Origin of the sequence: Streptomonospora litoralis (genome assembly GCF_004323735.1) — a bacterium.
Lineage (GTDB): Bacteria > Actinomycetota > Actinomycetes > Streptosporangiales > Streptosporangiaceae > Streptomonospora > Streptomonospora litoralis.
This window is the reverse complement of record NZ_CP036455.1, coordinates 223,335-248,483: the sequence shown is the minus strand read 5'-3', so window position 1 is coordinate 248,483 and position 25,149 is coordinate 223,335. Positions and strand designations below refer to the sequence as shown.

General features: G+C 71.6%; 28 protein-coding genes. 10 read left to right on the top strand and 18 right to left on the bottom strand.

Annotated features, from left to right (window positions below; translation table 11 throughout):
* The first annotated feature begins 120 nt into the window (after nt 1-120).
* Together EKD16_RS01150 and EKD16_RS01145 are read left to right on the top strand one after the other, a co-directional pair.
* Complete coding sequence (locus EKD16_RS01150; RefSeq protein ID WP_131096662.1) at nt 121-1,224, top strand: baeRF2 domain-containing protein; 1,104 nt, start codon at nt 121-123, stop codon at nt 1,222-1,224.
* 88 nt (nt 1,225-1,312) lie between these two features.
* Entirely contained in the window at nt 1,313-1,546 is a 234-nt protein-coding gene (locus tag EKD16_RS01145; protein WP_131096661.1) for a hypothetical protein, read from the top strand.
* A gap of 98 nt (nt 1,547-1,644) precedes the next feature.
* Here EKD16_RS01145 and EKD16_RS01140 read toward each other — a convergent pair whose 3' ends face one another.
* Nucleotides 1,645-3,132, bottom strand: coding sequence for an aldehyde dehydrogenase family protein (locus EKD16_RS01140; RefSeq protein ID WP_394347333.1), 1,488 nt, complete (start codon nt 3,130-3,132; stop codon nt 1,645-1,647).
* 362 nt (nt 3,133-3,494) lie between these two features.
* On the opposite strand from EKD16_RS01140, the gene EKD16_RS01135 reads away from it, so the two are divergent.
* Entirely contained in the window at nt 3,495-4,139 is a 645-nt protein-coding gene (locus tag EKD16_RS01135; protein ID WP_131096659.1) for a class II aldolase/adducin family protein, read from the top strand.
* A 159-nt stretch (nt 4,140-4,298) separates the two neighbouring features.
* Here EKD16_RS01135 and EKD16_RS01130 read toward each other — a convergent pair whose 3' ends face one another.
* The 5 genes from EKD16_RS01130 to EKD16_RS01110 all read right to left on the bottom strand — a co-directional run bounded on the left by EKD16_RS01130 (nt 4,299) and on the right by EKD16_RS01110 (nt 9,866).
* Nucleotides 4,299-4,667 carry a fluoride efflux transporter FluC gene (locus tag EKD16_RS01130; protein WP_131096658.1) on the bottom strand — a complete coding sequence of 123 codons (369 nt, stop codon included), beginning with the start codon at nt 4,665-4,667 and terminating at the stop codon, nt 4,299-4,301.
* Nucleotides 4,664-5,266 carry a fluoride efflux transporter FluC gene (locus EKD16_RS01125; protein ID WP_131096657.1) on the bottom strand — a complete coding sequence of 201 codons (603 nt, stop codon included), beginning with the start codon at nt 5,264-5,266 and terminating at the stop codon, nt 4,664-4,666. Before EKD16_RS01125 ends, EKD16_RS01130 begins: the two co-directional genes overlap by 4 nt.
* 243 nt (nt 5,267-5,509) lie before the next feature.
* The gene (locus tag EKD16_RS01120; protein WP_131096656.1) at nt 5,510-6,277 is read right to left on the bottom strand and encodes an alpha/beta fold hydrolase; all 768 of its coding nucleotides are present in this window, start codon (nt 6,275-6,277) and stop codon (nt 5,510-5,512) included.
* Between the two features lie 129 nt (nt 6,278-6,406).
* The gene (locus EKD16_RS01115) at nt 6,407-8,686 is read right to left on the bottom strand and encodes a penicillin-binding protein (protein ID WP_131096655.1); all 2,280 of its coding nucleotides are present in this window, start codon (nt 8,684-8,686) and stop codon (nt 6,407-6,409) included.
* 208 nt (nt 8,687-8,894) lie between these two features.
* On the bottom strand, nt 8,895-9,866 hold the full coding sequence (locus EKD16_RS01110; protein WP_131096654.1) for a zinc-binding dehydrogenase: 972 nt from the start codon (nt 9,864-9,866) through the stop codon (nt 8,895-8,897).
* 266 nt (nt 9,867-10,132) lie between these two features.
* Here EKD16_RS01110 and EKD16_RS01105 point away from each other — a divergent pair, with 266 nt between their 5' ends.
* Entirely contained in the window at nt 10,133-10,888 is a 756-nt protein-coding gene (locus EKD16_RS01105) for a ClpP family protease (protein ID WP_242677182.1), read from the top strand.
* Complete coding sequence (locus EKD16_RS01100) at nt 10,885-11,493, top strand: ATP-dependent Clp protease proteolytic subunit (protein ID WP_131096653.1); 609 nt, start codon at nt 10,885-10,887, stop codon at nt 11,491-11,493. The genes EKD16_RS01105 and EKD16_RS01100 overlap by 4 nt, the downstream gene beginning before the upstream one ends.
* A gap of 49 nt (nt 11,494-11,542) precedes the next feature.
* Here the strand turns inward: EKD16_RS01100 and EKD16_RS01095 are convergent, their stop codons facing one another.
* The 5 genes from EKD16_RS01095 to EKD16_RS01075 form a co-directional block, all read right to left on the bottom strand.
* Nucleotides 11,543-11,878, bottom strand: coding sequence for a helix-turn-helix domain-containing protein (locus EKD16_RS01095; RefSeq protein WP_131096652.1), 336 nt, complete (start codon nt 11,876-11,878; stop codon nt 11,543-11,545).
* A gap of 218 nt (nt 11,879-12,096) precedes the next feature.
* Nucleotides 12,097-12,468: a hypothetical protein gene (locus EKD16_RS01090; RefSeq protein WP_131096651.1), complete on the bottom strand. Its 372-nt coding sequence runs from the start codon at nt 12,466-12,468 to the stop codon at nt 12,097-12,099.
* A 95-nt stretch (nt 12,469-12,563) separates the two neighbouring features.
* Entirely contained in the window at nt 12,564-13,049 is a 486-nt protein-coding gene (locus EKD16_RS01085) for a hypothetical protein (protein WP_242677181.1), read from the bottom strand.
* Between the two features lie 434 nt (nt 13,050-13,483).
* Nucleotides 13,484-13,861, bottom strand: a complete 378-nt coding sequence (locus tag EKD16_RS01080) for a PIN-like domain-containing protein (RefSeq protein WP_131096649.1) — start codon at nt 13,859-13,861, stop codon at nt 13,484-13,486.
* Nucleotides 13,858-14,526 carry a DUF433 domain-containing protein gene (locus EKD16_RS01075; protein ID WP_165498467.1) on the bottom strand — a complete coding sequence of 223 codons (669 nt, stop codon included), beginning with the start codon at nt 14,524-14,526 and terminating at the stop codon, nt 13,858-13,860. The genes EKD16_RS01080 and EKD16_RS01075 overlap by 4 nt, the downstream gene beginning before the upstream one ends.
* Nucleotides 14,527-15,005: 479 nt before the next feature.
* Here EKD16_RS01075 and EKD16_RS01070 point away from each other — a divergent pair, with 479 nt between their 5' ends.
* Nucleotides 15,006-15,905, top strand: coding sequence for an SURF1 family protein (locus tag EKD16_RS01070; protein WP_131096647.1), 900 nt, complete (start codon nt 15,006-15,008; stop codon nt 15,903-15,905).
* Here EKD16_RS01070 and EKD16_RS01065 read toward each other — a convergent pair.
* Nucleotides 15,878-16,324, bottom strand: coding sequence for a DUF3817 domain-containing protein (locus tag EKD16_RS01065; RefSeq protein WP_131096646.1), 447 nt, complete (start codon nt 16,322-16,324; stop codon nt 15,878-15,880). The genes EKD16_RS01070 and EKD16_RS01065 overlap by 28 nt on opposite strands.
* A 206-nt stretch (nt 16,325-16,530) precedes the next feature.
* Entirely contained in the window at nt 16,531-18,156 is a 1,626-nt protein-coding gene (locus tag EKD16_RS01060; RefSeq protein ID WP_207391404.1) for a glycosyltransferase, read from the bottom strand.
* A 375-nt stretch (nt 18,157-18,531) separates the two neighbouring features.
* On the opposite strand from EKD16_RS01060, the gene EKD16_RS01055 reads away from it, so the two are divergent.
* From EKD16_RS01055 to EKD16_RS01045, 3 genes are all read left to right on the top strand, one after another.
* The gene (locus EKD16_RS01055) at nt 18,532-19,251 is read left to right on the top strand and encodes a WbqC family protein (RefSeq protein WP_131096645.1); all 720 of its coding nucleotides are present in this window, start codon (nt 18,532-18,534) and stop codon (nt 19,249-19,251) included.
* Between the two features lie 174 nt (nt 19,252-19,425).
* A complete protein-coding gene (locus EKD16_RS01050) occupies nt 19,426-20,139 on the top strand; it encodes a PIG-L deacetylase family protein (protein ID WP_131096644.1) in 714 nt (237 codons plus the stop codon).
* A gap of 75 nt (nt 20,140-20,214) precedes the next feature.
* Nucleotides 20,215-21,207 carry an NAD-dependent epimerase/dehydratase family protein gene (locus tag EKD16_RS01045; RefSeq protein ID WP_131096643.1) on the top strand — a complete coding sequence of 331 codons (993 nt, stop codon included), beginning with the start codon at nt 20,215-20,217 and terminating at the stop codon, nt 21,205-21,207.
* 138 nt (nt 21,208-21,345) lie between these two features.
* Here EKD16_RS01045 and EKD16_RS01040 read toward each other — a convergent pair whose 3' ends face one another.
* Both EKD16_RS01040 and EKD16_RS01035 read right to left on the bottom strand, forming a co-directional pair.
* On the bottom strand, nt 21,346-21,711 hold the full coding sequence (locus tag EKD16_RS01040) for a DUF202 domain-containing protein (RefSeq protein ID WP_131101875.1): 366 nt from the start codon (nt 21,709-21,711) through the stop codon (nt 21,346-21,348).
* Nucleotides 21,712-21,782: 71 nt separating this feature from the next.
* The gene (locus EKD16_RS01035; protein ID WP_131096642.1) at nt 21,783-22,181 is read right to left on the bottom strand and encodes a YidH family protein; all 399 of its coding nucleotides are present in this window, start codon (nt 22,179-22,181) and stop codon (nt 21,783-21,785) included.
* A gap of 259 nt (nt 22,182-22,440) precedes the next feature.
* On the opposite strand from EKD16_RS01035, the gene trxA reads away from it, so the two are divergent.
* Complete coding sequence (gene trxA / locus EKD16_RS01030; protein WP_131096641.1) at nt 22,441-22,824, top strand: thioredoxin; 384 nt, start codon at nt 22,441-22,443, stop codon at nt 22,822-22,824.
* Between the two features lie 94 nt (nt 22,825-22,918).
* On the opposite strand, the gene EKD16_RS01025 is transcribed toward trxA, so the two are convergent.
* From EKD16_RS01025 to EKD16_RS01015, 3 genes are all read right to left on the bottom strand, one after another.
* Entirely contained in the window at nt 22,919-23,650 is a 732-nt protein-coding gene (locus EKD16_RS01025; protein ID WP_394347301.1) for a spermine/spermidine synthase domain-containing protein, read from the bottom strand.
* Between the two features lie 225 nt (nt 23,651-23,875).
* Nucleotides 23,876-24,730, bottom strand: a complete 855-nt coding sequence (gene hisG / locus EKD16_RS01020) for an ATP phosphoribosyltransferase (protein WP_131096639.1) — start codon at nt 24,728-24,730, stop codon at nt 23,876-23,878.
* An 81-nt stretch (nt 24,731-24,811) separates the two neighbouring features.
* On the bottom strand, nt 24,812-25,075 hold the full coding sequence (locus tag EKD16_RS01015; RefSeq protein WP_131096638.1) for a phosphoribosyl-ATP diphosphatase: 264 nt from the start codon (nt 25,073-25,075) through the stop codon (nt 24,812-24,814).
* Nucleotides 25,076-25,149: the final 74 nt, after the last annotated feature.

Below are 25,149 nucleotides of genomic sequence, written 5' to 3'. Positions count from 1 at the left end.
CAGTGGCGACTCCAGGACGCACTCGGCACAGCGTCGGAGGCGCCCGCGTTGCCCATAGCGCCGACCGCACAGCAGCGTCGGGAGGTGAGGACGGGCCGTCGCAGCCGCGGCCCAGCCGTCATGGATCTGCGATTTCTGCAACCGCTGTACCGTGCGACCGGCCCGGTCGCATCGGTCTACCTGGACACCACCCGCTCCACCGAGGACGCAGCGCACCGGATCTCGCTGCGCTGGCGGGAGCTGCGTGAGGAACTGTCGGAGTCCGGGGCCGACGAGGCCACGCTCAAGGCGCTCGATTCGGCCGCCGGCGGCATGAACGGGATACCGGGCCCTCAGGGGGAGGCGCTGTTCGCCGCGGACGGCGAGCTGATCGCGGCGTATACGCTTTCGCAGACGCCGTCGCAGAACCGCGCCGCGCTGCTGCCGGTGCCCGATCCCGTGGAACTGGTCGGCGACCTCGACGACGGACTGCCCTACGTGGTGGTGGCGATCGACCGCGAAGGCGCCGACGTCTACGCCTACCCCGCCTACGGCGACCTGTCGGAGGAGCGGCACACCAGCGGGGCGAACCTGCACATAAACAAGGTGCCCACCGGCGGCTGGCGGCAGAAGCACCACCAGCGCCACACCGAGGAGGTGTGGTTCGCCAACGCCGCCGAAGTCGCCCACGACGTCGAGGAGGCCGTCAAGGCCGTGGGGGCCGCGGCGGTCTTCGTGGGCGGCGACGAACGCGCCCTCGGCAAGCTCCGCGAGCACCTCGACCACCGCACGCTGGAGATGCTCGTCGAGATCTCCGGCGGCAGCCGGGGCGGCACGGACGCGATCGCGGAGCTGCGCAAGGCCGTGGAGGAGGGGCTGCACCGAAACGCCGTGGTACTGCGGTCGGGGCTGATGGAGCAGTTCACCCAGGACCTCGGCCGGCCGGGGCGGGCCGTGCAAGGTCTCGGTGAAACGTGCGAGGCGCTGCGTTCGGGCCGCGTACGGCGCCTGCTCATGGACGGCGACCGCGGCAACGAGCCCAGCCTGTGGGCCTCGTCGTCGGACCCGCTGGAGGTCTCCGACGACCGCGCCCGGCTGACCGAACCGGCGGAGGCCTTCGAGGCGCCGGCGAGTTCGCTGCTCCTGCGGGCCGCGCAGGCCACCAGCGCGACGTTCACCCGGTTGCCGAGTGCGGCGGACGCCCGCGAGGGAGTCGGCGCGTTCCTGCGGTTCACCACGGTGTGAGGCCCTCGGGCGGCCGCGCGCCGCTCGCGCCCGGCGCCCGGCTACGATGAGCGCGTTCGCGACGGGCGCCGGGAAGGAAGAGCACCGCATGGGACGCCGGGGACGGCTGAAGGGGCCGATGGGCAGCCACGACCGCCCGGCCAGCCCGCTGCTGTTCCGGCTGGTGCTGGCGGTCTTCGGCCTGGTCGTCCTGATCACGGGTGCGGTGCTGGCGGTCGTGGTGCTGCGCTCCGCGCCGCTGACCATCGTCCTGGTGGCGGGCGTGCTGGCCGTCGGCTTGAACATCTTCTGGATCAGCCGGCGCCGCCGCTACGAGCGCTGAGACGGGCGGGAGTGTGCGCCGCGGCGCACGCCCCCGCCCGTCCGCGCGGGGGCGCGGGGGCGCGGGGGCGCAGCCTCGGCGCGGTGTGCGCCCGCGGCTCAGTCGAACCAGCGCTGCGGCTCGGGCGCCAGGTTGCGGTAGATGTGCTTGGCCTCGCGGTACTCGTCCAGACCCGCGTGGCCGAGTTCGCGGCCCACTCCGGAGCGCTTGAACCCGCCCCACTCGGCGCCCGGGAAGTAGGGGCCGAAGTCGTTGATCCACACGGTGCCGTGGCGCAGCCCGGCGGCGACGCGGTCGCCGCGGCCGGGGTCGTCCGTCCACACGGCGCCGGAGAGGCCGTAGTCGGTGTCGTTGCCGATGGCGATCGCCTCGTCTTCGGTGCGGAAGGTCTCGACGGTGACGACGGGACCGAAGACCTCGGTCTGCACGATGTCCATGTCACCGCGGCAGCCGGTGAAGACGGTAGGGCGGTAGAAGAAGCCGTCGGCGAGTCCGGGCTCCTCGGGGCGGCGGCCGCCGGCGGCGAGCGTCGCGCCCTCCTCGACCCCGCGGGCGACGGCGGCCTCCACCTTGGCGCGGTGCTCGGCCGAGACGAGCGGGCCGCACTGCACGCCCTCGTCGCGGCCGCAACCCAACCGCACCCGCTCGGCGCGGCGGCACAGCTCGGCCACGAACGCGTCGTGGACGTCCTCGTGCACGATGAGGCGGGCGCCGGCCGAGCAGACCTGGCCGGAGTGGAAGAACGCGGCGATCATCGCGTAGTCGACGGCGGTGTCCAGGTCGACGTCGGGGAAGACGATGTTGGGGTTCTTGCCGCCCAACTCCAGAGCGACCTTCTTCACGGTGTCGGCGGCGGAGGCCATGATGCGCCTGCCGGTAGCCAGGCCGCCGGTGAAGGAGACCAGGTCGACGTCGCGGTGCTCGACCAGCGCGGCGCCCACTTCGGCTCCGGTGCCCAGCACCAGGTTGACCACACCGGCGGGCACACCGGCCTCGGCGCACAGCTCGACGAGCTTGCAGGTGGTGACCGGGGTGGTCTCACTGGGCTTGACCACCATGGTGTTGCCGGCGGCGATGGCCGGGGCCATCTTCCAGGAGAGCTGCAGCAGCGGGTAGTTCCAGGGGATGATCATCGCGCAGACGCCGACCGGTTCGTAGACGACCCGGCTGGAGACGCCTTCGGGGGCCGAGACCACCCGGCCGGCGTCCTTGTCGGCGAGGCCGCCGTAATAGCGGAAGACGGCGGTGACGTCGTCGACGTCGATGCGCCCCTCTTCGACGGTCTTGCCGGTGTCGAAGGACTCCATCAGCGCGATCTCCTCGCGGTCGCGCTGCAGCAGGTCGGCGATGCGGCCCACGATCAGGCCGCGCTCGACGGCGGGGCGGCGGGTCCAGTCGCTTCGGTCGAAGGCGGCGCGGGCGGCGGCCACGGCGGCCTCGGCGTCGCCGGCGCCGCTTTCGCTGACGACGGCGAGCACGGAGGAGTCGCAGGGGTCGATCACCTCGCGGACGCCGCCGCCGGCGGCGGCGCACCAGGCGCCGGAGATGCGGTTGCTTGCGGCGCTTGGTGAACCGGGGTCGGACAGGTAGGGCTTGGCCGGGAGTCGCAGGTCAGGTCCAGTCACGGGACCCTCCTCCCCAGGTCGTCGGGCCGCAAACGGCCGTTGCGGGTTTCTCGCTCATCTGACAACAAGCGTTCGACCATATCTGAGCTGGAAAAATATGAGAAATCAGCGCCGGCCGCACGTGATCGGCCGCACACTCCGCCACTGGACGCGATCGTCCGCCACGGCGGTCGGCGTCTCGCCCCGCCCCGCCCGTTGCGGCCGCACACTGGACAAGACCGCCCCACGTCGGGTTAACGTAGTTTAGGCATACCTAACCGTGATGCCGCGGTCATCGTCGTCCGGACCCCGGACCGCCTGTGCCGGGAGGCTGTTGAGGGCCCATGCTGCTGGAGCAAGAACGCCGAGACGTGTGTCTGACCGCCCGCCGGCTCGCCGAGTGCGGGTTGGCCCGGTGCGAGGGCGGGAGTGTCAGTGTCCGCAGCGGGTCCTGGATCGCGGTCACTCCGGCAGGCGTGCCGCTGGAGAAGATCGAGCCGGCCGACTGCCCGGTGCTGTCGGTCGAGGCCGGAGTGCTGGAGGGCCGGCGCGAGCCCGCCGCCGAGACCACGCTGCACACGGCCGCCTACCGCACGAGCGATGCGGGAGCCGTCGTGCAGGCCCACGGCGAGCACGCCGCCGTCGTCTCCGCGGCCCTGGCCGAACTGCCTCCGATCCACCACAGCGCCGCCCGCCTGGGCGGCGCCATCCCCGTCACCGACTACGCCACCTACGGCACCGGGCGACTCTCCGACCACCTGGTCAAAGCGCTCAAGGGCAAGCGTGCCGCGCTGCTGGCCAACCACGGCGGCCTCGCCGTCGGCGCAGGGTTGGAGGAGGCGCTTGAGCACGCGCGGCTGCTGGAGTGGCTGTGCGGGGTCTACATCCGCGCCCGCAGCCTGGGCGAGCCCCGCGTGCTCTCCGAGGACGAGCTGGCCGCCGTCCGGGACCGCGACACCTACGCCTGGGCCGGCCCCGACATCCTGTGAAGACCCGCCGTGGGAACGAAGGCCGCTTCACGGCTCAAGCCCCGTTTCCGCAACCTGCTGTGGCGGCGGCCTCGCACATGGTTCGGCGGCGGCGCCTCAGGCGAAGCCGGACGCCTTCGTCGTATCCGCAGGTGCTCCGACGAACTCCCATCGACGAGCTCAGGCGGCGCCGGTGAGGAGCGCTGCGGCGAGCAGGCCGGCGAGGAGCGCTCCGAGCCCGGCCGCCAGCGAGGCGGCCATGTTGGCGAAGGCGAGCAACCGCTCGCGTTCCCGCAGCAGGACGAACGTCTCGTAGCCGAACGTCGAGTACGTCGAGAGCGCCCCCAGTACACCCGTCGCGGCCAGCGCCCGCGCCCATCCCGGCAGCGCGAACCCGCTGAGCAGGCCGAGCAGCAGGCAGGCCGCGACATTGACGGCGAACGTCCCCCACGGGAACTTGGAGTCGTGGCGCTGCTGCACGAACCGGTCGGCGAGGTAGCGCAGCGGGGCGCCGATCGCAGCGCCCAGCGCGGCCAGCAGCACGGTCACGGCCGCACCTGCTCGCTGCCGCCGCCGTCCGTTCCGCCCAAGCCGCGATCTCGCGGCCCCTCGGCGCTCGCGCCCGGTTTCACCAGCGGCTCGGTGAGCGCGACGCCGGCCCACACCGCGGCGAGGCCGCACAGCAGGGTCGCGCCCGCATAGCCCAGCGACGCGGCGGGCTCGCCTCCTGCCAGCCGCGCCTGCACGTCGCCCGCGTAGGCCGAGAACGTGGTGTATCCGCCCAGGATGCCGACTCCGACGAAGGGCCGCAGGAGCCGCGAGTCGGGGCGGGCGCGGACGAGCACCGTCATCAGCACACCGGTGAACAGGCAACCGGAGACGTTGGCCACCGCCGTCGACCAGGGGAACCCGCTCGGCTCGTGGGGAAGCAGCAGTTCGACCGTGCGGCGGGCGGCTCCCCCGACCGCCCCGCCCGCCGAGACCGCCGCGAGAACGGCCCACGGCACGCCGCGCAGCCCGCGCCGTCGGCGGGCAACGTGCAGATCGTCATCGGGATCGACGAGATCGGGGGCGCCGGCGGGCGCCGCGCTCCCGGCGCCGGTTTCGCCGGGGCCGGGAACTTCGGAACATTCGGGCGATTCGGGCACGGGTCGTTCCTATCAGCGCGCGGGTGCCTGATAGGGACCGTCGGCGGCGGGTGCCGCGGTTGCCCTGCGCCCTTCATTCGCCGGGAGGTCGTGGCGGGCCCCACCGCCACTGTCGTCGGGTGCTGCCCTGCGATTCTACGCCGACTGCCGTCGGCCTTGCTCTTGCGGCCAGTATCCGATCCGGACCTGGCCACGAGCACACGACCGGAGGGGGCGGGTGGGTGCCGACCCCGGTGAGGCGGATCAGCGCACGAGGTGCTCGGTGAGTAGTTCGTTGACCCGGTCGGCGCGCTCGATGCCGGCGAGGTGGGCGGCTGCCGGGACCGTCTCCAGGCGGGCTCCAGGGATGCCGCGGGCCAGGCGGCGGCCGTGGCCGGGCGGCAGCAGCGGGTCGTGCGCCGCGGCGACGACGAGCGCGGGCGCGCGCACCCGTGAGAGCAGGAGGCGCTGGTCGAGGCCCGCGATCGCGGTGCACCATCCGGCGAACCCCGCGGCGGCGACCCCGGCGAACTCCTCCGCGAGGCGTTTGACCACGTCGGGCCGGTAGTCGCCGAAGCCGGGGGTGAACCAGCAGCGGGTGGCCTCGTCCACGACGGCGGCCATTCCTTCGCGGCGCGCACGGGCGGCCAGCTGCGGCCACGGCGAGGCGCGCGGCACCCGGGCAGTGCTCGCCACGTAGGCCAGCCGCCGCACACGGCCCGGCCGGGTGGCCGCGAGCCAGGTCGCCAGCATGCCGCCGAGGCCCGCCCCGACGACGGAAACGCGCTCCAGGGCGAACTCGTCGACGAGGGCGAGCAGGTCGGCACCGAGTTCGTCCATGGAGTAGCCGCCGCCCGGCGCGGGCGAGGAGCCGTGCCCGCGATGGTTGACGCGCAGCACGCGCAGTTCCCGGGTCAACTCGGGCATCTGCGGCTCCCACACGGTCCACTTCGCGCCCGGAGGAGCCAGCAGCAGCACCACAGGGGCGTGCCGGGGCCCGTCAAAGCGGTAGTGGAGGGGAACGACGGCCATGCGCGACCTCCTGGTACTCCAGGTGGCCAGCGTAGCGGGCGCGCGCGTTCCGCCGAAGGTTTCTTGATCATCCGGGTTGATTCGCGGGGCGGGACCGCACCGGCCCCCGCGCGGCCCCCGCGGCGCGGCTCACCCGCCGCGGCTGACGAACACGTTGACCACCGCCCCTTCGGGCAGGTCGGCGCCGGGCCGCGGGTTGGTGGCCGCCACCCGCCCCTCGGGCTCGTCGGAGGGCACGGTCACCTCGCCGACGCTGGGCGCGTAGCCCGCCGCTTCGAGCGCGCGCACCGCGTCCTCGCGCGCGCGGCCGACGACGTCGGGGACGCGGCGCGTGGAGTCGTCGCCGCCTTGGGGGCGGTCGGCGCCGCTGCCGCCCCCCGTGAACCGCCCGGGCGGGCGCGGGAAGGGCTCTTCGCGCGTGCCCTCGGTGGCCTCCCGCATCGTCTGCTGCCAGATGGGGCCGGGCAGCGTGCCGCCGTAGACGGTCGGATAGAACGTGCCGCCGATGGTGACGTCGCGCAGCGGGTGCTGTGCGGCGCCGCGGGGATCGCCCAGCGCGACCGCGCCGGCGAGTCCCGGTGTGAAGCCGGCGAACCAGGCGGCCGCCGCGTTGTCGGTGGTGCCGGTCTTCCCCGCGGCCGGGCGGCCGATCCCCAGGGCCGCGGCCGTGCCGCCGGGCTTGAACGGCTGGCTCAGCACCCGGCTCGTCGCGTCAGCCACGCCGCGCGGCAGGACGCGGGAGCACGACGGCGCCAGGCGGTCGGTGCCCGCTCCGTCGGAGACTGCGGTCACCGGGCGAGGTTCGCAGCGCACGCCGCGGTTGGCGAAGACCGCGTAGGCGGAGGCCATCGTCAGCGGGGCCACCTCCTGGTCGCCGAGCGTGAACGAGTTCCACTCGCCCAGCGGGGCGCCGTCGGCGCGGTGGACGCCGAGCGCGCGGGCCGTCTGCACGGTGTCGCACAGCCCGACGCGCTTCTGCAATTGCGCGAAGTAGGTGTTGACCGAATTCCGGGTGCCGGTCAGCATGTCGTGCTTGCCGGAGGTGCTGTCACCGTGGTTGCGGACGCGCCAATCGGGTCGTTTCTCACCCGAGCAGCTGCGCATGCCCGAGACCGTGGTGGAGCGCGGCGAGTCGAAGGACGTGCCGAACCCCCTCCCCTCCTTGAGTGCGGCGGCCGCGGTGAACGCCTTGAACGTGGACCCGGCCTGGAACCCGGCCGAGCCGCCGAGCTCGGCGTCCACGGCGAAGTTCACCGCGGTGACCCCGCGCCCGCCGGAGTCGAGGCCGTAGTCGCGGTTCTGCGCCATCGCGCGCACCCCGCCGGTGGCGGGGTCGACGAGCACACCGACAGCCACCTTGCCCGAGGCGTCGCCGACGGGGACGCTGTCCTCCACAGCCTGCTGTGCGGCGCGCTGCATCGCCGGGTCGAGCGTGGTGCGGATCGTCAGCCCGCCGCTCTTCAGCCACTTCTCGCTCTGCGCGGCGTCCCCTCCGAGGCCGGGGCGCTCCTGCAGCCAGGTGAGCACGTAGGAGCAGAAGAACGGCCGGTCGCTGGAATGGCAGCCCGCCGGTGCGGCGGGCGGCGACAGGTTCATACCCAGGCCCCGGGCCTGGGCCGCCTCCGCCTCCTTCCGGCTGACGGCACCCGTGCGCACCATGCTCTCCAGGACGGTGTCCCGGCGGTCGCGCGCGGCGTCGGGCCGCTGAACGGGGTCGTAGAGGGCGGGCCCTTTGACCAGGCCGGCGAGCAGCGCCGCCTGCCGCAGCGACAGGTTCTCGGCCGGTGTGGAGAAGTACCGCTGGGCGGCGGCCTCCACACCGTAGACGCTGTTGCCGAAGTAGGAGATGTTCAGGTACCCCTCCAGAATCTCCCGCTTGGTCATGCGGTGCTCGGCGCCCAGGGCGTAGCGCAGCTCGCGCACCTTGCGGCCGATCGAGACCGCCCGGGCGTCGGCGGCCTCCTCGGAGGACTCCGCCGATTCCACCAGGACGTTCTTCACGTACTGCTGGGTGAGCGTGGAGCCGCCCTGCAGGTCGCCCTGGGCCGTGCGCACGGCGGCGCGGAAGACGGAGCGCAGGTCGAGGCCGCCGTGCTCGTAGAACCGGCGGTCCTCGATGGCGATGACGGCCTCGGCCATGACGGGTGAGACCTCCTCCAGCGGTACCGGGTCGCGCCGCTTGTCGGCGATCTCGGCGATGGTGCCGCCGTCGGCGTCGAGGATGCGGGTGGGCTGCGCGGGGCGCAGCCGGTGGATGTCGTGCGGCAGATCGAGGAACCCGGTGGCACCGTCGCGCACCACCAGCGCCAGCCCGCCCACGGTGGGCAGCGCGAGCAGGGCGACGAGGACACCGGCGATCGCTGCGAGATAGGACATCCGTACAGCGGACGACCAGCGGGAGTTGTGCATCGCGCTACATCCTCGTGTCGGTGCCCCTCGTCGCCGTGGCGCCGCACGCGGCCGCGTGCGCAGCCGACACCGGCGATAGTCGCGAATCTAGGCCCGCGGCGGCCAATCACCGGTCAAACCGCTGCCAGTAGCGCTTATGGATTCGCGGCCGGGCGGAGCACCGCGCTCCGGGACGCCTGTTCGGCGTGCCCGGAGCGGGGACGCTGGATCAGGGGGCCAGCAGCACCTTGCCCAGGACCACGCGGCTCTCCAGCGCCGCGTGCGCGTCGGCGGCCCGTTCCAGCGGGTAGACGGCGCCGATGACGGTGCGCAGCCGTCCCGCGGCCGCCTCCCCGAGGACCTCGCCGATGAGCCGCGAACTCTCGGCGGCGCCGGGCTGGGCCTGGGCGATACCGCGCAGGGTGATGCCGCGGCTCTCGGCCTCGGCCGGGTCGACCTCGGCGAAGCCGCCGCTGGGCGCCCCGTGCGCGGAGAAGCGGCCGTTCGAGGCGGTGATCGCGAACGCCTGGGCGCCGATTCGGCCACCGGCGCCGTCGAAGACGACGTCGGGGCCGTTCCCGCCGAACGCCTCGCGGACCCGCTCGGCCCAGTCGGCTTCGGAGTAGTCCACGACGGCGTCGGCGCCCATGTCGCGGACCAGGTCCAGCTTGGCCTCGCCGCGCGCCGCGCCGACCACCGTCGCGCCGGCCGCCCGCGCCTTCTGCACCAGCACCAGGCCCAGGCCGCCGGCGGCCGCGGTCACCAGGACGCGTTCGCCCTCCTTTGTGCCGATCGCGTCGAGCAGCAGCCGGGCGGTGCGCCCGTCGTGCACGAACGACACCGCCTCGCGCGCGCTGAGGCCGTCCGGGACGGGGGTCAGGCGCTCCGCGTCGACCAGCGCCAGTTCGGCGTAGGCGTCGGCGCTGCCGGTCGCGCCGACGACGCTGGTGCCCACCCAGTCGCCGTCGACTCCCGGGCCCACCGCGCTCACCCGCCCGGCGACGCCGTCGCCGGGGGTCCACGGCGGTTCGACTTTCCAGAACTCCCGTCCCCATCCGCTGCGGATCTGGGTCTCGACGAAGAGCACGTCGACGGCCTCCACCCGCACGAGGGCCTGCCCGGGGCCCGGCTCGGGATCGGGGACCTCGACGGCCTCCAGCACCTCGGGACCGCCGAAGCGCTGCGCCTGAACCGCGCGCATGCCGATCACTTCCCTTCGTCTCGCCTCTTCTCGGCCGTTGTCCGAGCTCCCTCGCAGCCTCACACCTCAACCATTGTTAAGGTCAACCGCACGTGCCCGGCATCACTCCTCGAGCGGAGCGGCGTCGCCTTCTGCCCGCCGCGGATCGCCCCAGGGCAGAAACGCTCGAATCCGGTCGCCGCCGCCGCGCAGGCTGGAGTCGACCGCGCGGAGCGGGTGCCGGATCGCCCGGCATCACCGTCCGCACAGCCCACTGAGGAGGAGAAGTGCTCGCAACCCGTCCCTCGGCGCCTCCGCGGCTCTCCGCCGAGGCCGCCCCCGCGCCGTTCGAGGACCAGATCGCGCACCGGCTGCTGCACGGACGCATGGTCGTACTGGGCACCCAGGTCGACGAGACCAGCGCCAACCGGATCTGCTCGCAGCTGCTGCTGCTCTCCGAGGAGGACACCAAGCGCGACATCACGCTGATCATCAACTGCCCCGGCGGCGGGGTGCACGCCGGTATGGCGATCTACGACACCATGCGGTTCATTCCCAACGACGTGGCGACGCTGGTCATGGGCTTCGCCGGCAGCATGGGGCAGTTCCTGCTGTGCGCCGGAACGGCGGGCAAGCGCTACAGCCTGCCCAACGCGCGCATCATGATGCACCAGCCTTCCGGCGGGGTGGGCGGCACAGCGGCCGACATCGCCATCCAGGCGGACAACCTGGCCTACACCAAGAAGACGCTGCAGGAGCTCATCGCCCGGCACAGCGGCCAGCCGGTGGAGCGGATCGTCGAGGACCAGCGCCGCGACCGCTGGTTCACCGCCGAGGAGGCCAAGGACTACGGGTTCGTCGACCAGGTGGTGGAGAGCGTGGCCGAGCTGGGCGGCGACACCGCCCGGCGGTTCGGGTTCGGTGCGGCCGCCCACGCGGGCATCGCCGAAGCGGCGGAGGCGGGGCGGCGTGCGCAGGAGCGCGACGGCGGCGGCGCAGAGCCGCAGCAGGAATCCCGGGAGTCCGGAAAGGAGCAGGCGTGAGCCAGTACACGGTTCCGGTGGTCGTGGAGCGCACCCCCACCGGAGAGCGTTCCTACGACGTGTTCAGCCGCCTGCTCTCGGAGCGGATCATCTTCCTGGGCACCGCGATCGACGACGGGGTGGCCAACGTGACCATGGCGCAGCTGCTGCACCTCGACCACGAGAACAACGAACGCGACATCAGCCTCTACATCAACTCCCCCGGCGGCTCCATGTCCGCGCTGACCGCCATCTACGACACCCTGCAGTACGTGCGGGCCGACGTCTCGACGGTGTGCATGGGCCAGGCGGCCTCTGCGGCGGCGGTGCTGCTCGCCGCGGGCACGCCCGGCAAGCGGATGGCGCTGGGCCACTCGCGGGTGCTGCTGCACCAGCCCTCCAGCGAGGGCCAGGGCGAGGCCGCCGACCTGGAGATCCAGGCGGCGGAGGTGCTGCGGGTGCGCGCCGAGATCGAGGAGATCCTGTCGCTGCACACCGGCCAGAGCGTGGAGCGGCTGCGCGCCGACACCGAGCGCGACAAGATCTTCACGGCTCACGAGGCCCGGGAGTACGGCCTGATCGACAACGTCGTCTCGGGCAGGAGGCTCGCCGCGAGCGCGGCGTGATAGTGCAGGGCGGGGCGGCGGTCCGTCGCCGCCTCCGCCGGCCCGGCGCTCAGGCGGCCAGCAGCATCGCCTGGGCGCCGCCGCCCCGTCCGGCCCGCTGCACCGGCCCGCGGCCGAGCGGGACGGGTGCGGGCGCGAGCTCGGTGTGCAACCCGCCCACGAGGTCGATCAGCTGGAGCCCCAGCGCGCGGTATACCGCGGCCAGCACCTCCGACGAGGGCTCCTTGCGCCCGCGCTCGATCTCCGAGAGGTACTGCAGCGACACCTGCGCCGCGTCGGCGACGTCCTGCAGCGTGCGTCCCTGCTCACGGCGGGCGCGCCGCAGCAGCTCGCCGATCAGGTCGCGCATCAACGGCTCGTCGCCGTCAGCGAACCGTTCACCCATGGATTCCTCCGCCCCGAGGCACAAGCCCGACTCTTCGACCCTACGCCGCGGCGGAACCCGCGGCCATCGTATGCACGGCGCGACCCGGGCGTTCTGCGACGGGCAGAATCCCGCACGCGCCGACGCGCCGACCGCCGCCGACCCGGCTGCCGCCGGCCGTGCCCGCTCGGCGGCTTTCGGCCTGCCTCGCGGGACCGGCGGCACCGGACGCGCGACGGTCAGGGCTCCAGGTTCTCCTCGATCGCCCTGAGCCGGTGGCGGGCCATCGCGAGATTTCCCCGCGCGCGGTCCATGGCCAGGTAGAGGAAGAGCCCTTGGCCTTTGCGGCTGGTGAGCGGGCGGATGATGTGGTACTGGGTGGCCAGGGTGATGAGGATGTCCTCGATCGTCTCGTTGAGACCGAGTTGTTCGGTTGTGCGAATCTTCGCGCGGACCACCTCGGTGTTTCCCGCGGCGGCCACATTGAGATCGAAGGAGTTGGTGGACGACAGCGTGCCCAGCGCCATTCCGCTGCCGTAGTCGACGACCGCGGCACCGATCGCCCCTTCGATCTCCATCATTTCCTTGAGCCCGGAATCGATATTGGCCATATCCCTCTCTCTTCTGTGGGTGAGCCGGAGCAGCACCGGCCGCTCGGCGATCCAGCGGCGCAGCCCGCGGCCCTGTCCCCGCGGCGGCCGACCGGTCAAGCGACCACCTCGCCCACCCGGGCGCTGCCGGTCGACAGCTCCCGCAGGGCGTTGAGGACGCGGACGAGCACCGGACGCTCGACCGTGGTAACCGCCGCCGGCGCCGGAGTCCCCCGCTCGCGCCGGACGTCGGGGGAGGGGGGCTTTCTCGCCTGTTCGACCAGGCAGCGCAGCCGGTGCCGGGCGAGGCCGAGGCTGCCCGCGCGATCCATACGCACCTGCACGCACAGTCCCGAGGGGTCGAGGACCGCGTAGAGCAGGTGGTGGCCGCCTTCGGTGACGACCATGTCCTCCACCGTCCGCCCGTGCTCCAGGGGCCCCTCGACGACCGCCCGGACCAGAGCGGCGGCCTGCGGAGCCCGAGCGGTGTCGTCGGCGCCGTAGCAGGCGAGAGCGCGGACTTCGTGCCAGTTCACGAGGCACACGCTGAGCACCCCGTCCAGATGCAGCATCTCCCGCATCTCCTGATCGAAGAGAACCACAGCGCTCCCTTGCATGAACGGAACGGACCCGCCACTCGGAACGGACATATTCCGCACCGCGCGACCTCTCTGAGGATAGAGGCAAAGCCGGGCTTCTCGTGGCTTTTTCCGCAATTTGTCTTATCCACCCAGGTCAGTCGCGATGATCATTCCCGAATAGACATCGGACAGGCCGAATGACCTGACAGAAGCCGGAAACGAGACAGGAACGCCGAAACATTCCGATCGCCCGGATTTCTAATTCCATGCGCCCTTCGGGACTTCCGCCCGCGGCACATGACCGAAAGCCCCGGTTGCCGGGAGCGTCGTCGGACGGCGGTCGGACTTCCGGCTCACCGCGGCTCCGCGACGGCCGTCGCCTCGGACCTCACGGACGGCCGAGGGCCACTCTGCGCATGCGGGTACGGGTAGCGGCATAGACGAACGGGCCCTGTTCAGCCGTACAGCTCAACACGTCCCGCCATCGGCACATGAGGCTCCAACTGGGCGAACTTGCCGATGGCCTCTTCACCGCTCAGCGCAACCATCCGGGCGCCGTGCTCCTGTACAGCATGGATCTCGCGGGTACGGTGCTGGATTCTGCTGTCCCGAGTGATGATCAGCCACCCCCGGGCGGTCACCTCGGGGATCCACACGTCATCCTTGACGCTGGTCTCGGCGACAGGGCAGGCCGGGCGGCGCCGCTTGTGCGTAACGCCGCCGGGATCTCCCGGGTAGGTGACATCGGAGCGCAACGATGCCAGCACATGGGCCAACCCGAGCACGTCGGCATCGAAGTAGAACCGCGCCTCGGCCGGCTTGAGCGGGCTCATGCGGCGCGACGGGAGTTCTCGTAGGCGAGCGCCCACCGGACATCGGCCGTAGTCAAGGCGTAGACGTCCGCGATGTCCGCGATCTCCTCATCGGCTTCAGCCTGCTCCCAGATGGCCTCGGTGCTCACCCCGTTGACAGCGGGCTTGCCGAACCTCACCGTGGGGCTCACGAGCACAGAAGACCCGGGATTGGCGTCCGGCCGCCACCCCGCCGCGACATCGTCGTCCCACTCGACACGCTGCAGGAAAGCCTGCGAGGGCGGAGTCAGCAGAAGTTGCTCGTTCGCCACAGCGACCAAACAGAACTCCGCCTCCAGCCCTGCCGCGACTTGTGCCTCGTGGACGAGGGTTCGTCCCGATGCATAGGGACGGCGGTCAGCCAGCGGGTACGGCACGCCGAACCGATTGCGCAGCAGGTCGACGAACTGGCGCAGTTCGAGCATCGGCACCCGGTGCGTCTGCCGGTACTCGCGAAGCAGACCAGCCTCGACGAACTCGGCCCAGGTCACGGTTCTAACCCCACGGGCGACGTCGCGGATGATCGGGCGGTAGCTCTTGCCTCTGCGCTCGCCGCCCTCCAGCCAGTAATGCAGCGTCGACTGGGCGACTCCGAGGAGCCGGGCGGCTTCGGCCTCGGTATACATCTCGCGCTCGAGAACGCTCATGTGGGGGTCCTCCCGCCCGTGGCGTACGAAGGCTTGCATGGCCAGAATAAGTCGGCCGCACCGACCCCGCCCTGTTATCCACAGGAGGGCTCCGCAGCGGAGCGCGAGGGTGCCCCGCCGTCGGGAGGCGCCTCGCCGGGAACCGCCCCGAACATGACGCGAGGGCCGCCTCCGTGTCCCCCCTCAAAATCACGGATGCGGCCCTCGCCTGGGAACGGTCGCCGACTCCTCCCCCCTGGAGTCGCGACCTGGGAAAGCTCTATGTTGTGGCGGGAGAGCGGCCGGAGCGCTTCTCTCTCGCTCTGGTTACAGAGACTACCGATCTCGACCTGCCGAAACAACCCTCAGTCACGGCGAATTACTTAAAGTAATGTCCATGTCCACTCAACCCCCGAACCAAGAGACGGCGCCGAAGGTCAACTCCGGGACGGATACGGGGGCGGGGCGGCCGCGTGTGCGGGCGGGCATAGCCTGGGATCGTGCGCTCCGACTTGGTCAAACCGCGCTGGCTCGGGATACATCTGCTGGCGCTGCTCGCCTCGGCCGTGTGCCTCGTCATGGGGTACTGGCAGTTCGACCGTGCGCAGGAACCCTCGCGCGAGGTGGTCAGCAGCCCCGTCGAGCAGCTTGCGAAGGCACGGCCGCTGGGCGAAGTGCTCCAGCCGGGGGCGTACATGCCCGAGGACGAGGGCAACCAGGCGGTGGCGGCCACCGGTGTCTACGACGCCGGACGGCAACGGCTGGCGCCCGCGCTCTCGCCCGAGGGTGAGAAAGGCTACTACGTCGTCGTGCCGCTCGTGACGGGCGAGGACAAGAACACAGCCATCGCCGTCAGCCGCGGATGGATCCCGCAGAGCGCCGCCGACTCGGTGGACCGGCTCGCCGAACCGCCGGAGGGCGAAGTACGGCTCACCGGGTGGCTGCAGCCGCCGGACAAGGCCGAGGACGGCTACATCCCCATCGACACGCCCGAGGGCCACGTCGCCCGGATCGCCCCCTCGCTGCTGGTCAACGAGTGGCCCTACCGGCTCTACGAGGGCTACATCGTCCGCGGCGAGCAGCGCCCGCAGGATCAGGCGGCCGACGGCTCCGGTGCGAGCCTGCGCGAGATCCCGCCGCCGGAACCCCCGCGGCGCACCGTCTGGGACTGGCGGAACGCGGGCTACGCGGCCCAGTGGGTGGTCTTCGCCGCCGCGGTCGTCGTCTTCTGGGTCTCGCTGGTCCGCCGCGAACTGCGGGAGGGCGCAGGGGGTGCGGACCCCGCAGGCGGCGGAGGCGGCCCAGACGGCGGCGACGAGTCCGGCAGCGGCGGCGCTTCCTCGGGCGGCTGGGGTGGCTCGGACACCGCCGGTCAGGTGTCGGTGGCGCGGACCTCCTGAGCGGCGCCGGAGGCGCCCGCACCGCTCGGCCGGTCCGGGGCCGTACGGGTAACCTGCTCCGACTTGTCGGCCTTGGCCAGCCGGTGCTCGATGATCAGCCCGGCGAAGGGGATGGTTCCGGCCAGCGCCACCCCCACGGTGCGCAGGGCGCTCCAGCGCCGGTCCAGCGCCAGCCAGAGCACCACGACCACGTAGGCCATGTAGACGTAGCCGTGCGGGATGGCCACGACCGGCATCAGCACCGATTCCTCGCCGAACAGCCCGCCGGCGCCCGCGGGCGCACCCACCAGCGAGAAGCGCGCGGTCTCGCCGATGAGGTACTTGGCCGGCATCGAGACGAACGTCAGCAGCAACAGGAGGATGCCGGTCGCATAGGCCAGTATCCGGTACAGGACGAACGGCAGACGCTTCTTCTCCACAGGGCACCTCGTGCTGTCGGCGGGCGGGCGGCGCCGCGGCGCGGGCGCCGCCCGAGGCGGCCGCGGACCGGCGCGGCCGCGCAGTGCTTGCGGTGCCTCGACCCGAGTCGAGGACCCGTGTCGAGCCTAATCGCCGTATCGAGGGCACCCGATGCGGGGCGCCTCACACCGCCGCACAGCATCGCCTGCGCGGCGGCCGCCCCCTTCTACACCCCCGATGCGCGCGTGGGGCTCTTCCAGCGGCCGTCGGACTTGGCGGTCCACGCCTGCGGAAGCGTGCGCAGCGTGAGGTAGGCGTCGATCACCCGCATCGGCAGGAAGAACAGCCCGTAGACGAGGTAGCTGGGCCGGCGCCGGACGGTCGCCAGCAGGCAGGTGAGGACGTAGTCGGGGACGAACAGTCCGATGAGGATGGTGGTCAGCGGCAGCACCGCGGTGACCGCCGTGTAGCCGCTCGCGTATCCGGCGATCTCCAGCACCGCGCCGCCGGTCAGCGGCGGGAGGAGGGTGAACAGGCCCAGCGCCGCCGTGGCCAGCAGCAGGACCGAGACGACCACCACCTCCAGGATGTAGAAGAACAGGGCGAACCAGAACAGGCTGGGCCAGATTCCGTGCCGGCGCACCGTCTGCCAGAAGCCCAGGGTCCAGCGGCGCACCTGCTTGACGTAGTCGCCCATGGTGAAGGGATCCTGGCAGTAGGCCTTGGTGTCGGGGTTCATGGAGATCCGGCCGAGGCGCTTGTGGTGCACCTCGAAGGTCATGTTGAAGTCCTCGATCACCAGGCCCTTGGGGTTGATGTCGATGCCCTTCAGGGAGCGGGTGCGGTACACGCTCGCGAAGCCGGGGACGATGAAAGAGACGCTGCTGTGCCGCCAGGTCTGGCCGAAGCGCAGCAGGTACTGCAGCAGCCAGTACAGGCGGTCGCGGTAGGCGGAGATCAGCCGCCCGACGACCGTGCGCTGCTTGGGTTTCCACTCGGCCACCACGAAACCCGCCACGGCTGCCACGTGAGGGTCGCCGAGTTGGCGGCGGGCGCCTTCGACGTAGCCGGCGTCCAGTTCGGTGTCGGCGTCGAGGATGACCACGCCTTCGTAATTCTCGGTGAGCTCGAACTCCTCGATGACCGCCTCGATGGCTCCCGCCTTGCCGCGGTTGGTCAGCAGCTCCAGCACGTTGACGCCGGTCTCGGCGGCGATGTCGGCGGTGGCGTCGCGCGAGCTGTCCGACACGACGTAGATGTCCCAGCGGTCGAACAGCCGCAGCGCCGAGGTGATCGCGGCGTCGATCACCGGCTCCTCGTTGTGGGCGGGGATCACCACGGCCAGGTTGATCCGCCGAGGGTCGGCCGGGGCCTGCACCGCAGCGGGCGCGCCGCCCGCCGCGGCCCGCTCCCGCGGCTCCCGGCCGCCGTCCTCGGCGGAGCCCCATCCGGCCGAGCCGCCGGAGCCGCCCGGATGCGGCCCCCCGGCGCGGGAGCGCACCAGCACCCGGTCACCGTCCGCCTCGGCGGCGCCGGCGAGGGCGGCGCGGCCGCCCGGCTCCGCTGCGCCTTCCAGTGCTGGGCTTGATGCGGCGGCGCGCGACCGCCGGCGGGCGGGGCCGCGCCTGCGCGCCGCAAGCGCACGGACGGAGTCGTCGCCGAGCCGCGCGGCCCCCACGAGGCTCCATACGAGGAGGTTGACGCCGAAGGCCATGCCGAGCAGCAGTGGCATTGGCGTGGCCTCGGTCGCGGAACCCAGCGCGAAGCGCAACCACTGCACGAAGAACGTCACGGCCAGCGTCAGGGCGATCACCCCGGCGAGCCAACTTCCGATGAAACGCGCCGTACGCACGGATTGTCCTCCTGACAGGGGGTTCAGGGCAGGGGGCCAGGTTCGACCGAAGGGGCTGACAAGAGTCGGCGATAAGCTGACGTTCCCGTGATGCCGGAAGTTCACGGAATCCGGCGTCCTATCTAGGCCACATAAATCTTATGCATGGACTTGCGGATGGTGGTGCACGTTGGTGCAATACCTGAGGGAGCCAGCAGTACGACCCGATGTCCGTAGATTCTTCGTATTACCCGTTGGTTCGACCGATATCAACCGAGATCGTCTACCCCGTAGTCGGATCAGCCGGCCCCGCGCCCGCAAGCAGGGCCGACGCCGCGGGATCCGCACTGGTCAACAGAACTCCACGTGTCGTACCCGCCTCGGAGAGGAACCGCCGTGCGCGTCGCCATGCATCAGCCGCATTACCTGCCGTGGTTGGGACTCATCGACAAGGCAGATCAGAGCGACCTCTTTGTCGTGCTCGATCATGTGCAATACGAGCGCCGGGGCTGGCAGAACCGCAACTACGTGGCTGCGAAGGGCGGTCCGGTGCTGCTCACCGTTCCGGTAATCCAAGGAGCACGCGGTGAGCGAATACTGGACAAAATGATCGACAACTCTCACCCGTGGCGCGAGAAACACCACCGGACCCTGGCGGAGCACTGCTACCGGGGCGCGCCGTTCTGGGAGGAGTTCCGCGCGCGGATTCTGGGCGTCTACGAGCAGGATTGGGAGCGTCTGACCGACCTCGCGACGGCCACGACGCGCACCGCCCTCGACGCGTTCGGGATCCGCACACCCATCGTGCGCGCGAGCGAACTCGGCGAGTTCCCCGGCCAGAAGAGCGAACTGCTGGCGCAGGTGGCCGCGAAGGTCGGCGCCACCTCCATGCTCTCCGGCGACGGCGCGCGCGACTACATCGACACCGAGGTCTTCCACCGCTACGGCATCGAGGTGGAGTGGCAGCGGTTCCAGCACCCCCGTTACCCACAGCACAACCGGGCCGACGCGGACTTCCTGCCTCGTATGGCAGCACTGGACCTGCTGGTCAACGCCGGCCCGTCGGCCGGGCTGCGCCTTCTGCGCGACAGACGCGCAGACCCGGAGGAGGGCTAGCCTCCCGCGCCGGACTCGCCCGGCGCCGGCGCCCCGCTCCCCTCGGTACCCGCTGCACCGCAACAGCTCGAAGGAATCCGAGCCGACCGCGTCCGCACCTCCCCGCTCGCCCCGCGGACGCCGCGCCGGCTCTTCGAGCGCTGATCACCCCGATCCCCCGTAGAAGGACGCCGCATCATGTTCGACTGGTCCGCGCAGCGACTCCTGGTCATCGCCCCCCACCCCGACGACGAAGTACTCGGCTGCGGAGGCCTCATGCACAAGGCCAAAAGCGCCGGCGCCGAGGTATACCTCCAGTTCCTCACCGTCGGCGACACCGCCGACATCTCCGCCAAGGGCTTCTCCACCGCCGACGAGCGCGTGGGCGAGATAAAGGCGGTCGCCGACCACTTCCGCTGGGACGACTGGCACATCGCCTTCCCCGGCGACGACTACCACCTGCGCCTTGATGCGGTGCCCCGCTTCGAGGTCGCCAACATGATCGAGCGGCTCAGCCCCCTCTCGGTCGCCAACGTCGAACCCACGGTGGTACTCGCACCGCACCGGCTGAGCTACAACCAGGACCACCAGGCGGCCGCCGAGGCGGTGCACACCGCGCTGCGCCCCTCCGACACCCGGCTCCGCCACCACCCCCGCCTCGTGCTCGCCTACGAGGAGGCCGCCGATCAGTGGCGCAACGAGCCGACCACCGCGCCGAACCTGCTGGTCGAGCTCGACCAGGCCGCCGTCGACGCCAAGATCGCCGCCATGCGCCTCTACGGCAGCCAATTCCACGATCACCCGCACACACGGTCCGAGCTCACCCTTCAGAGCCTGTCCGTACTGCGCGGGATGCAGGGCGGGGTCGCATTCGCAGAGGGCTATCACGCGATGCGCTGGCTGGTCTGAGTACGACTCGGACCGATGAACCCCCGCATGATTCGACAACCGCGTATCCCAAGGCACCCTGTTAGGGGAGGCAAGTTGAAGGCCGTTGTGACCGGCGGAGCCGGATTCATCGGATCGCACCTGTGCGACCACCTGATAGCCGAAGGGCATCAGGTCATCGCCCTGGACGACATGTCGACCGGCTCCGAGGCCAACCTGGAGCAGCTCAACGGGCATCCGCGATTCGAACTGGTGAAGGGATCGATTCTGGACAAAGCGCTGGTCGGCGAGGCGATCGCCGACAGCGACACCGTGTTCCACCTGGCGGCGGCGGTCGGCGTGCACACCATCGTGGACAAGCCGCTGGAGTCGCTGCGCACCAACCTGCACGGCACCGAGAACGTCGTCGAGGCGGCCGTAGACCGCGGCGCCCGCTACCTCGTCGCCTCCACCAGCGAGGTCTACGGCAAGAACGACGCCGACGGGCTCACCGAGGACGCCGACCGCATCCTCGGCTCGCCGCTGAAGAGCCGCTGGTCCTACGCCGCGGCCAAGGGCCTGGACGAACTGGTCGCCTACGTGCACGGCAGCGACTCCGGCCTGCCCTGCGTCATCACCAGGTTCTTCAACATCGTGGGCCCGCGCCAGACCGGGCGCTACGGCATGGTCGTGCCCCGCTTCGTCGCCCAAGCGCTGGCCGGGGAGCCGCTCACCGTCTACGGCGAGGGCACCCAGCGGCGCTGCTTCGGCTCGGTCTTCGACGTGGTCCCCGCGATGGTCCGCCTGCTGGAGGCTCCCGCCGCCTACAACCGGGCCGTGAACCTCGGCGGATTGGAGGAGGTCTCCATCGTCGGGCTGGCCGAGCGCGTGATCGAGCTCACGGGCTCGACCAGCGAGATGCGGTACGTGTCCTACGAGGACGCCTACGGCGAGGGCTACGAGGACATGCGCCGCCGCATGCCCGACACCGCGCTGGCCGGCAGCCTCATCGACTACGAGCCCCGGTGGCGCCTCGACGACATCATCAACTCCATCATCGACTACAAGCGAGCGGATGACCCGTCACCGCACGCGGCTCTGGCCTCCTGACCGGACTCCGAGTGCGCCGGGCCGGACTCCCGCTGTCCGGCCCCCGTGGCGCTTTTCCCGAACGAGCGACGCCCCCGCCGACTCCGGCGGACCGGCCAGGACGCTCTGCCACCCCGTCCGGCCGGATACCCCCGGCTTTCACCACCAGCCCGCCTGGCCCGCCACCGCTCCCGCGGCGACCGCGAGCGCCAGCGCCGCGACCGCCGCGCTCGTCAGGACCAGCGCCCAGGGGCGCGCGACGGGAGCGGGCGGTCGGCCCGTCCGGTCGTCGCGCAGCCCGTGCTCGGTGGCGCGCCACCGCCGCCGCAAGTGCACGATGAGCAGTCCGACGGCCACCAGCACCCCCAGCACCGGAATCAGCCGGTGCAGCGGGTCGTCGCCGCCCTGCGGACCCCCCTCCTGGAAGGGGTCGCGCAAGTAGAGCAGCGCCACCGCGATGAGCACGATCAACGTGCGCTGCCAGGCGAGCAGAGTCCGTTCGGCCTGCAGGCCGGTGCCGCGCAGTTCGCGGACGTCACCGCGCTCCGGTCGGCGCCGGGGCCCCCTCCCGTCGCGCCGGCCGGCTCTGCTCTCGCTCACGACCAGTAGTTCCCGAACAGCACGACCGCGCACACCACCGCGACTCCGACCGCGGTGATGACGGGTAGCGCGGTCATGGGCAGCGGTTGCTCGCGCCGCATCGCCTTCTGCACGCGCAGCCAGCGCAGCGGCGCGTAGACGGTGATGACTATCGCCAGGCCGGTGAGCGCGAACCCGATCGCCAACTGCACCCCCGTGTGCCAGTCCAGCGGGACCAGGTGCAGCACGGCCACAGCGCCGGCGATCAGCGCCAGTGCGGTGCGGATCCAGGCCAGGAAGGTCCGCTCGTTGGCGAGGGTGAAGCGGTAGTCCGGCTCGACGCCCCGGGAACCGCCGGACCGCTCGTCGCCGGTGCCCGGCGATCCCTCGATCGAGGGGTCTCTCCCCGTGGCCATCGCCTTCCTCTTTCGTACTCGGCCGCACCGGGCGGCCGTGTCCACTGGTGGTCGCTACGACCCTAGTGACCTCGCCATATTCCCCCCAAACCGGTATTGCCCAGGAGTTTTGTCGGGAATGCCGGGTTCGCGGAGACCGCCGCCGCGAACAACACCCCCCATCAGTGCCGCCGCCGATGCTTGCGGAACAAATCAGCGGGCAGGACCGCTCTACGAGACAGCACGCAACACGCAACCGATCCGTCAACCAGGAGACTTCGTGGCCACGATCGAGCTCACCAAGGACAATTTCAACGACACCCTGACGGAGAACGAGTTCGTTCTCATCGACTTCTGGGCGTCCTGGTGCGGCCCCTGCAAGCAGTTCGCCCCGGTCTACGAAGAGGCGTCGGAGAAGCACGACGACCTGGTCTTCGCGAAGGTCGACACCGAGGACCAGCAGGAGCTGGCCGCCAGCTTCGACATCCAGTCCATCCCCACGCTGATGGTGGTCCGCGACAAGACGGTGATCTACGCGCAGCCGGGCGCGCTGCCCAAGGAGAGCCTGGAGGACCTCATCCGCCAGGCGCGCGAGCTGGACATGGAAGAGGTCCGCAAGGAGATCGAGAAGCAGCAGGCCGACAGCGGCTCCCAGGCGGAGTGAACCGCGGCGCCGACAAGGGGGCGTGCCACGGGCGCGTCCCCTTCGTCGTGTCCGGCGCTGCTGCGGCGGACAAGGCGGTCCGACCGTTCGGGACTCATCGGACGGCGGGCGCCCGCGCCAGGTAGACGACGTCGGGCTCACCCGCCCGGGCGGGAACCTCAAGGGCCTCGACCGCGCCGAACTCCTCCTCCAGCAGCGCCGCGAACCCCGGCGCGCGCATGGCGCTCCAGAACGCGACGGCGCCGCCGGGCCGCAGCAGCCGCCGCAGCCGTGCGAGAGCGGCGCGTTCGTAGAGGCGGCCGTTGCGTTCGATCACCGTCCAGTCCGGACCGTTGTCGGTGTCCAGACAGATCACATCAGCCCACGGCCCTTCGGCCAAGGCATCCTCGGCGGCGTCGGCGAGCCAGGTGACCAGGTCGGCGCAGACGACCTCGCAACGCGGATCGGAGAGCGGCTCACCCGCCACGGCACCCAGCGGACCGCGGTGCCACTCCACCACCGAGGGCTCCAGCTCGACCACCCGCACGCGCTCCACGCCCGCGTCGTCCAGGGCCTCGCGCGCGGAGAACCCGACGCCGAGTCCGCCGATGAGCACCCGCAGCCCCGCTGCGCCGCCGCGGGCCTCCCGCACCGCCGCGAGGCAGGCCCGCACCATCTCCCGCTCGGACGCGCCGTCGCGGGTGTCCATCAGGAAAACGCCGTTGCTGATGATCTCGAAGTGCTCCCCGACCCGGCGCAGCACGAGCTCGCCGCCCGCGGCGCCCGCCGTACGGTCGAGGAACTCCGGCTCCACCTCGGCTCCGAAGCCCGGCGCGGCTGGATTCACCGGTCCACCTCCGTCCCGTCGGCGCAGCCGCTGCGCACTCTGACGAAGTGGGAGCATACCCACCCGGCGGGCCGCGCCCCGGTTGCGGCCCGCCCATGCGGCTGCGGTCCGCGCCTTCTGCGCGGCGGCTACTCCTACCGGCCCGGCCGCCGGTTCGGCGCCGCCGCGGGTGCGGTCGACGGGCGGCCGCCGCGGGAGCGCGTCGCCGCCCCCGGGCGGCGCGGGTCACAGGCGGCAGGCGTAGATGTCGGTGACCAGGATCGCGCGTGCGCCCAGTTGCCAGAGGTCGTCCATGATGCGCTGCGCGGCGGCGCGGGGGACCATGGCGCGGACGGCGACCCAGCCCTCGCGGTGCAGCGGCGACACCGTCGGGCCCTCCATCCCGGGGGTGAGGTCCACGGCGTCGTCGAGCTGCTCGGCGTGGACGTCGTAGTCCATCATCACGTAGTCACGCGCCACCAGGACCCCGCGCAGCCGACGCAGCAGCTGCTCGACCTTGGGATCGTCCTCCGCGCCGCGCGGCCGGATCACCACGGCCTCCGACGTCAGGATGGGCTCGCCGAACAGCTCCAGACCGGCGTTGCGCAGCGTCGTGCCGGTCGAGACGACGTCGGCCACCGCGTCGGCCACGCCCAGCTGGATGGAGCTCTCCACCGCGCCGTCGAGGTGGATGACGCGGGCGTCGATCCCGCGATCGGCCAGGTAGCGGTCCAGCAGGCCCTCGAAGGAGGTCGCGACGCGCTTGCCCTTGAGGTCTTCGACGGTCATCTCGGCGCCGCCGCGCGCGGCGAAGCGGAAGGTGGAGCCGCCGAATCCCAGTGGCAGCGCCTCCTCCACGGGGGCGCCGGAGTCGAGCAGCATGTCGCGGCCGGTGATGCCGGCCTGCAGGATGCCCTCGCCTACGTAGACGGCGATGTCCTTGGGCCGCAGGAAGAAGAACTCGGTCTCGTTCTCGGGGTCGACCATCACCAGGTCGCGGCTGTCCTTGCGCTGGCGGTATCCCGCCTCGCGGAGCATCGCGGCGGCGGGGTCGGCGAGCTGGCCCTTGTTGGGCACGGCGATTCGGAGCTGGTCAGCCATGGAAGGGGTGTCCTCGTCAAGTCGGCGTCGACAGGGGCGCGGTGGCCGGCCGGCCGGGGGTCGCGGACTGCCCGGACCGGCCTACAGATGCCGGTAGACGTCGCTGAGGCTCAGCCCGCGGGCCAGCATCAGCACCTGCAGGTGGTAGAGCAGCTGGGAGATCTCCTCGGCCGCGGCGTCCTCGGACTCGTACTCGGCGGCCATCCACACCTCTGCGGCCTCTTCGACGACCTTCTTGCCGATGGCGTGCACACCCGCGTCCAGCGCCGCGACCGTACCCGAGCCCTCCGGGCGCGAACGCGCCTTGTCGGACAGCTCGGCGAACAGCTCATCGAAGGTCTTCATGATCACTTTCCTCAGGCGGCGTGCCCTCCTACCCTAGGCGCCCGCCACCCTTGCTCGTGACCTCACTCGGCCGA

What these genes read in the sequence shown, in the direction of transcription:
- EKD16_RS01150 (WP_131096662.1), top strand. Translation starts at nt 121, where the DNA reads ATGGATCTGCGATTTCTGCAACCGCTGTACCGTGCGACCGGCCCGGTC.
- EKD16_RS01145 (WP_131096661.1), top strand. Translation starts at nt 1,313, where the DNA reads ATGGGACGCCGGGGACGGCTGAAGGGGCCGATGGGCAGCCACGACCGC.
- EKD16_RS01135 (WP_131096659.1), top strand. Translation starts at nt 3,495, where the DNA reads ATGCTGCTGGAGCAAGAACGCCGAGACGTGTGTCTGACCGCCCGCCGG.
- EKD16_RS01120 (WP_131096656.1), bottom strand. Translation starts at nt 6,277, where the DNA reads ATGGCCGTCGTTCCCCTCCACTACCGCTTTGACGGGCCCCGGCACGCC.
- EKD16_RS01115 (WP_131096655.1), bottom strand. Translation starts at nt 8,686, where the DNA reads ATGCACAACTCCCGCTGGTCGTCCGCTGTACGGATGTCCTATCTCGCA.
- EKD16_RS01110 (WP_131096654.1), bottom strand. Translation starts at nt 9,866, where the DNA reads ATGCGCGCGGTTCAGGCGCAGCGCTTCGGCGGTCCCGAGGTGCTGGAG.
- EKD16_RS01095 (WP_131096652.1), bottom strand. Translation starts at nt 11,878, where the DNA reads ATGGGTGAACGGTTCGCTGACGGCGACGAGCCGTTGATGCGCGACCTG.
- EKD16_RS01090 (WP_131096651.1), bottom strand. Translation starts at nt 12,468, where the DNA reads ATGGCCAATATCGATTCCGGGCTCAAGGAAATGATGGAGATCGAAGGG.
- EKD16_RS01080 (WP_131096649.1), bottom strand. Translation starts at nt 13,861, where the DNA reads ATGAGCCCGCTCAAGCCGGCCGAGGCGCGGTTCTACTTCGATGCCGAC.
- EKD16_RS01075 (WP_165498467.1), bottom strand. Translation starts at nt 14,526, where the DNA reads ATGAGCGTTCTCGAGCGCGAGATGTATACCGAGGCCGAAGCCGCCCGG.
- EKD16_RS01035 (WP_131096642.1), bottom strand. Translation starts at nt 22,181, where the DNA reads ATGGCCACGGGGAGAGACCCCTCGATCGAGGGATCGCCGGGCACCGGC.
- hisG (WP_131096639.1), bottom strand. Translation starts at nt 24,730, where the DNA reads ATGGCTGACCAGCTCCGAATCGCCGTGCCCAACAAGGGCCAGCTCGCC.
- EKD16_RS01015 (WP_131096638.1), bottom strand. Translation starts at nt 25,075, where the DNA reads ATGAAGACCTTCGATGAGCTGTTCGCCGAGCTGTCCGACAAGGCGCGT.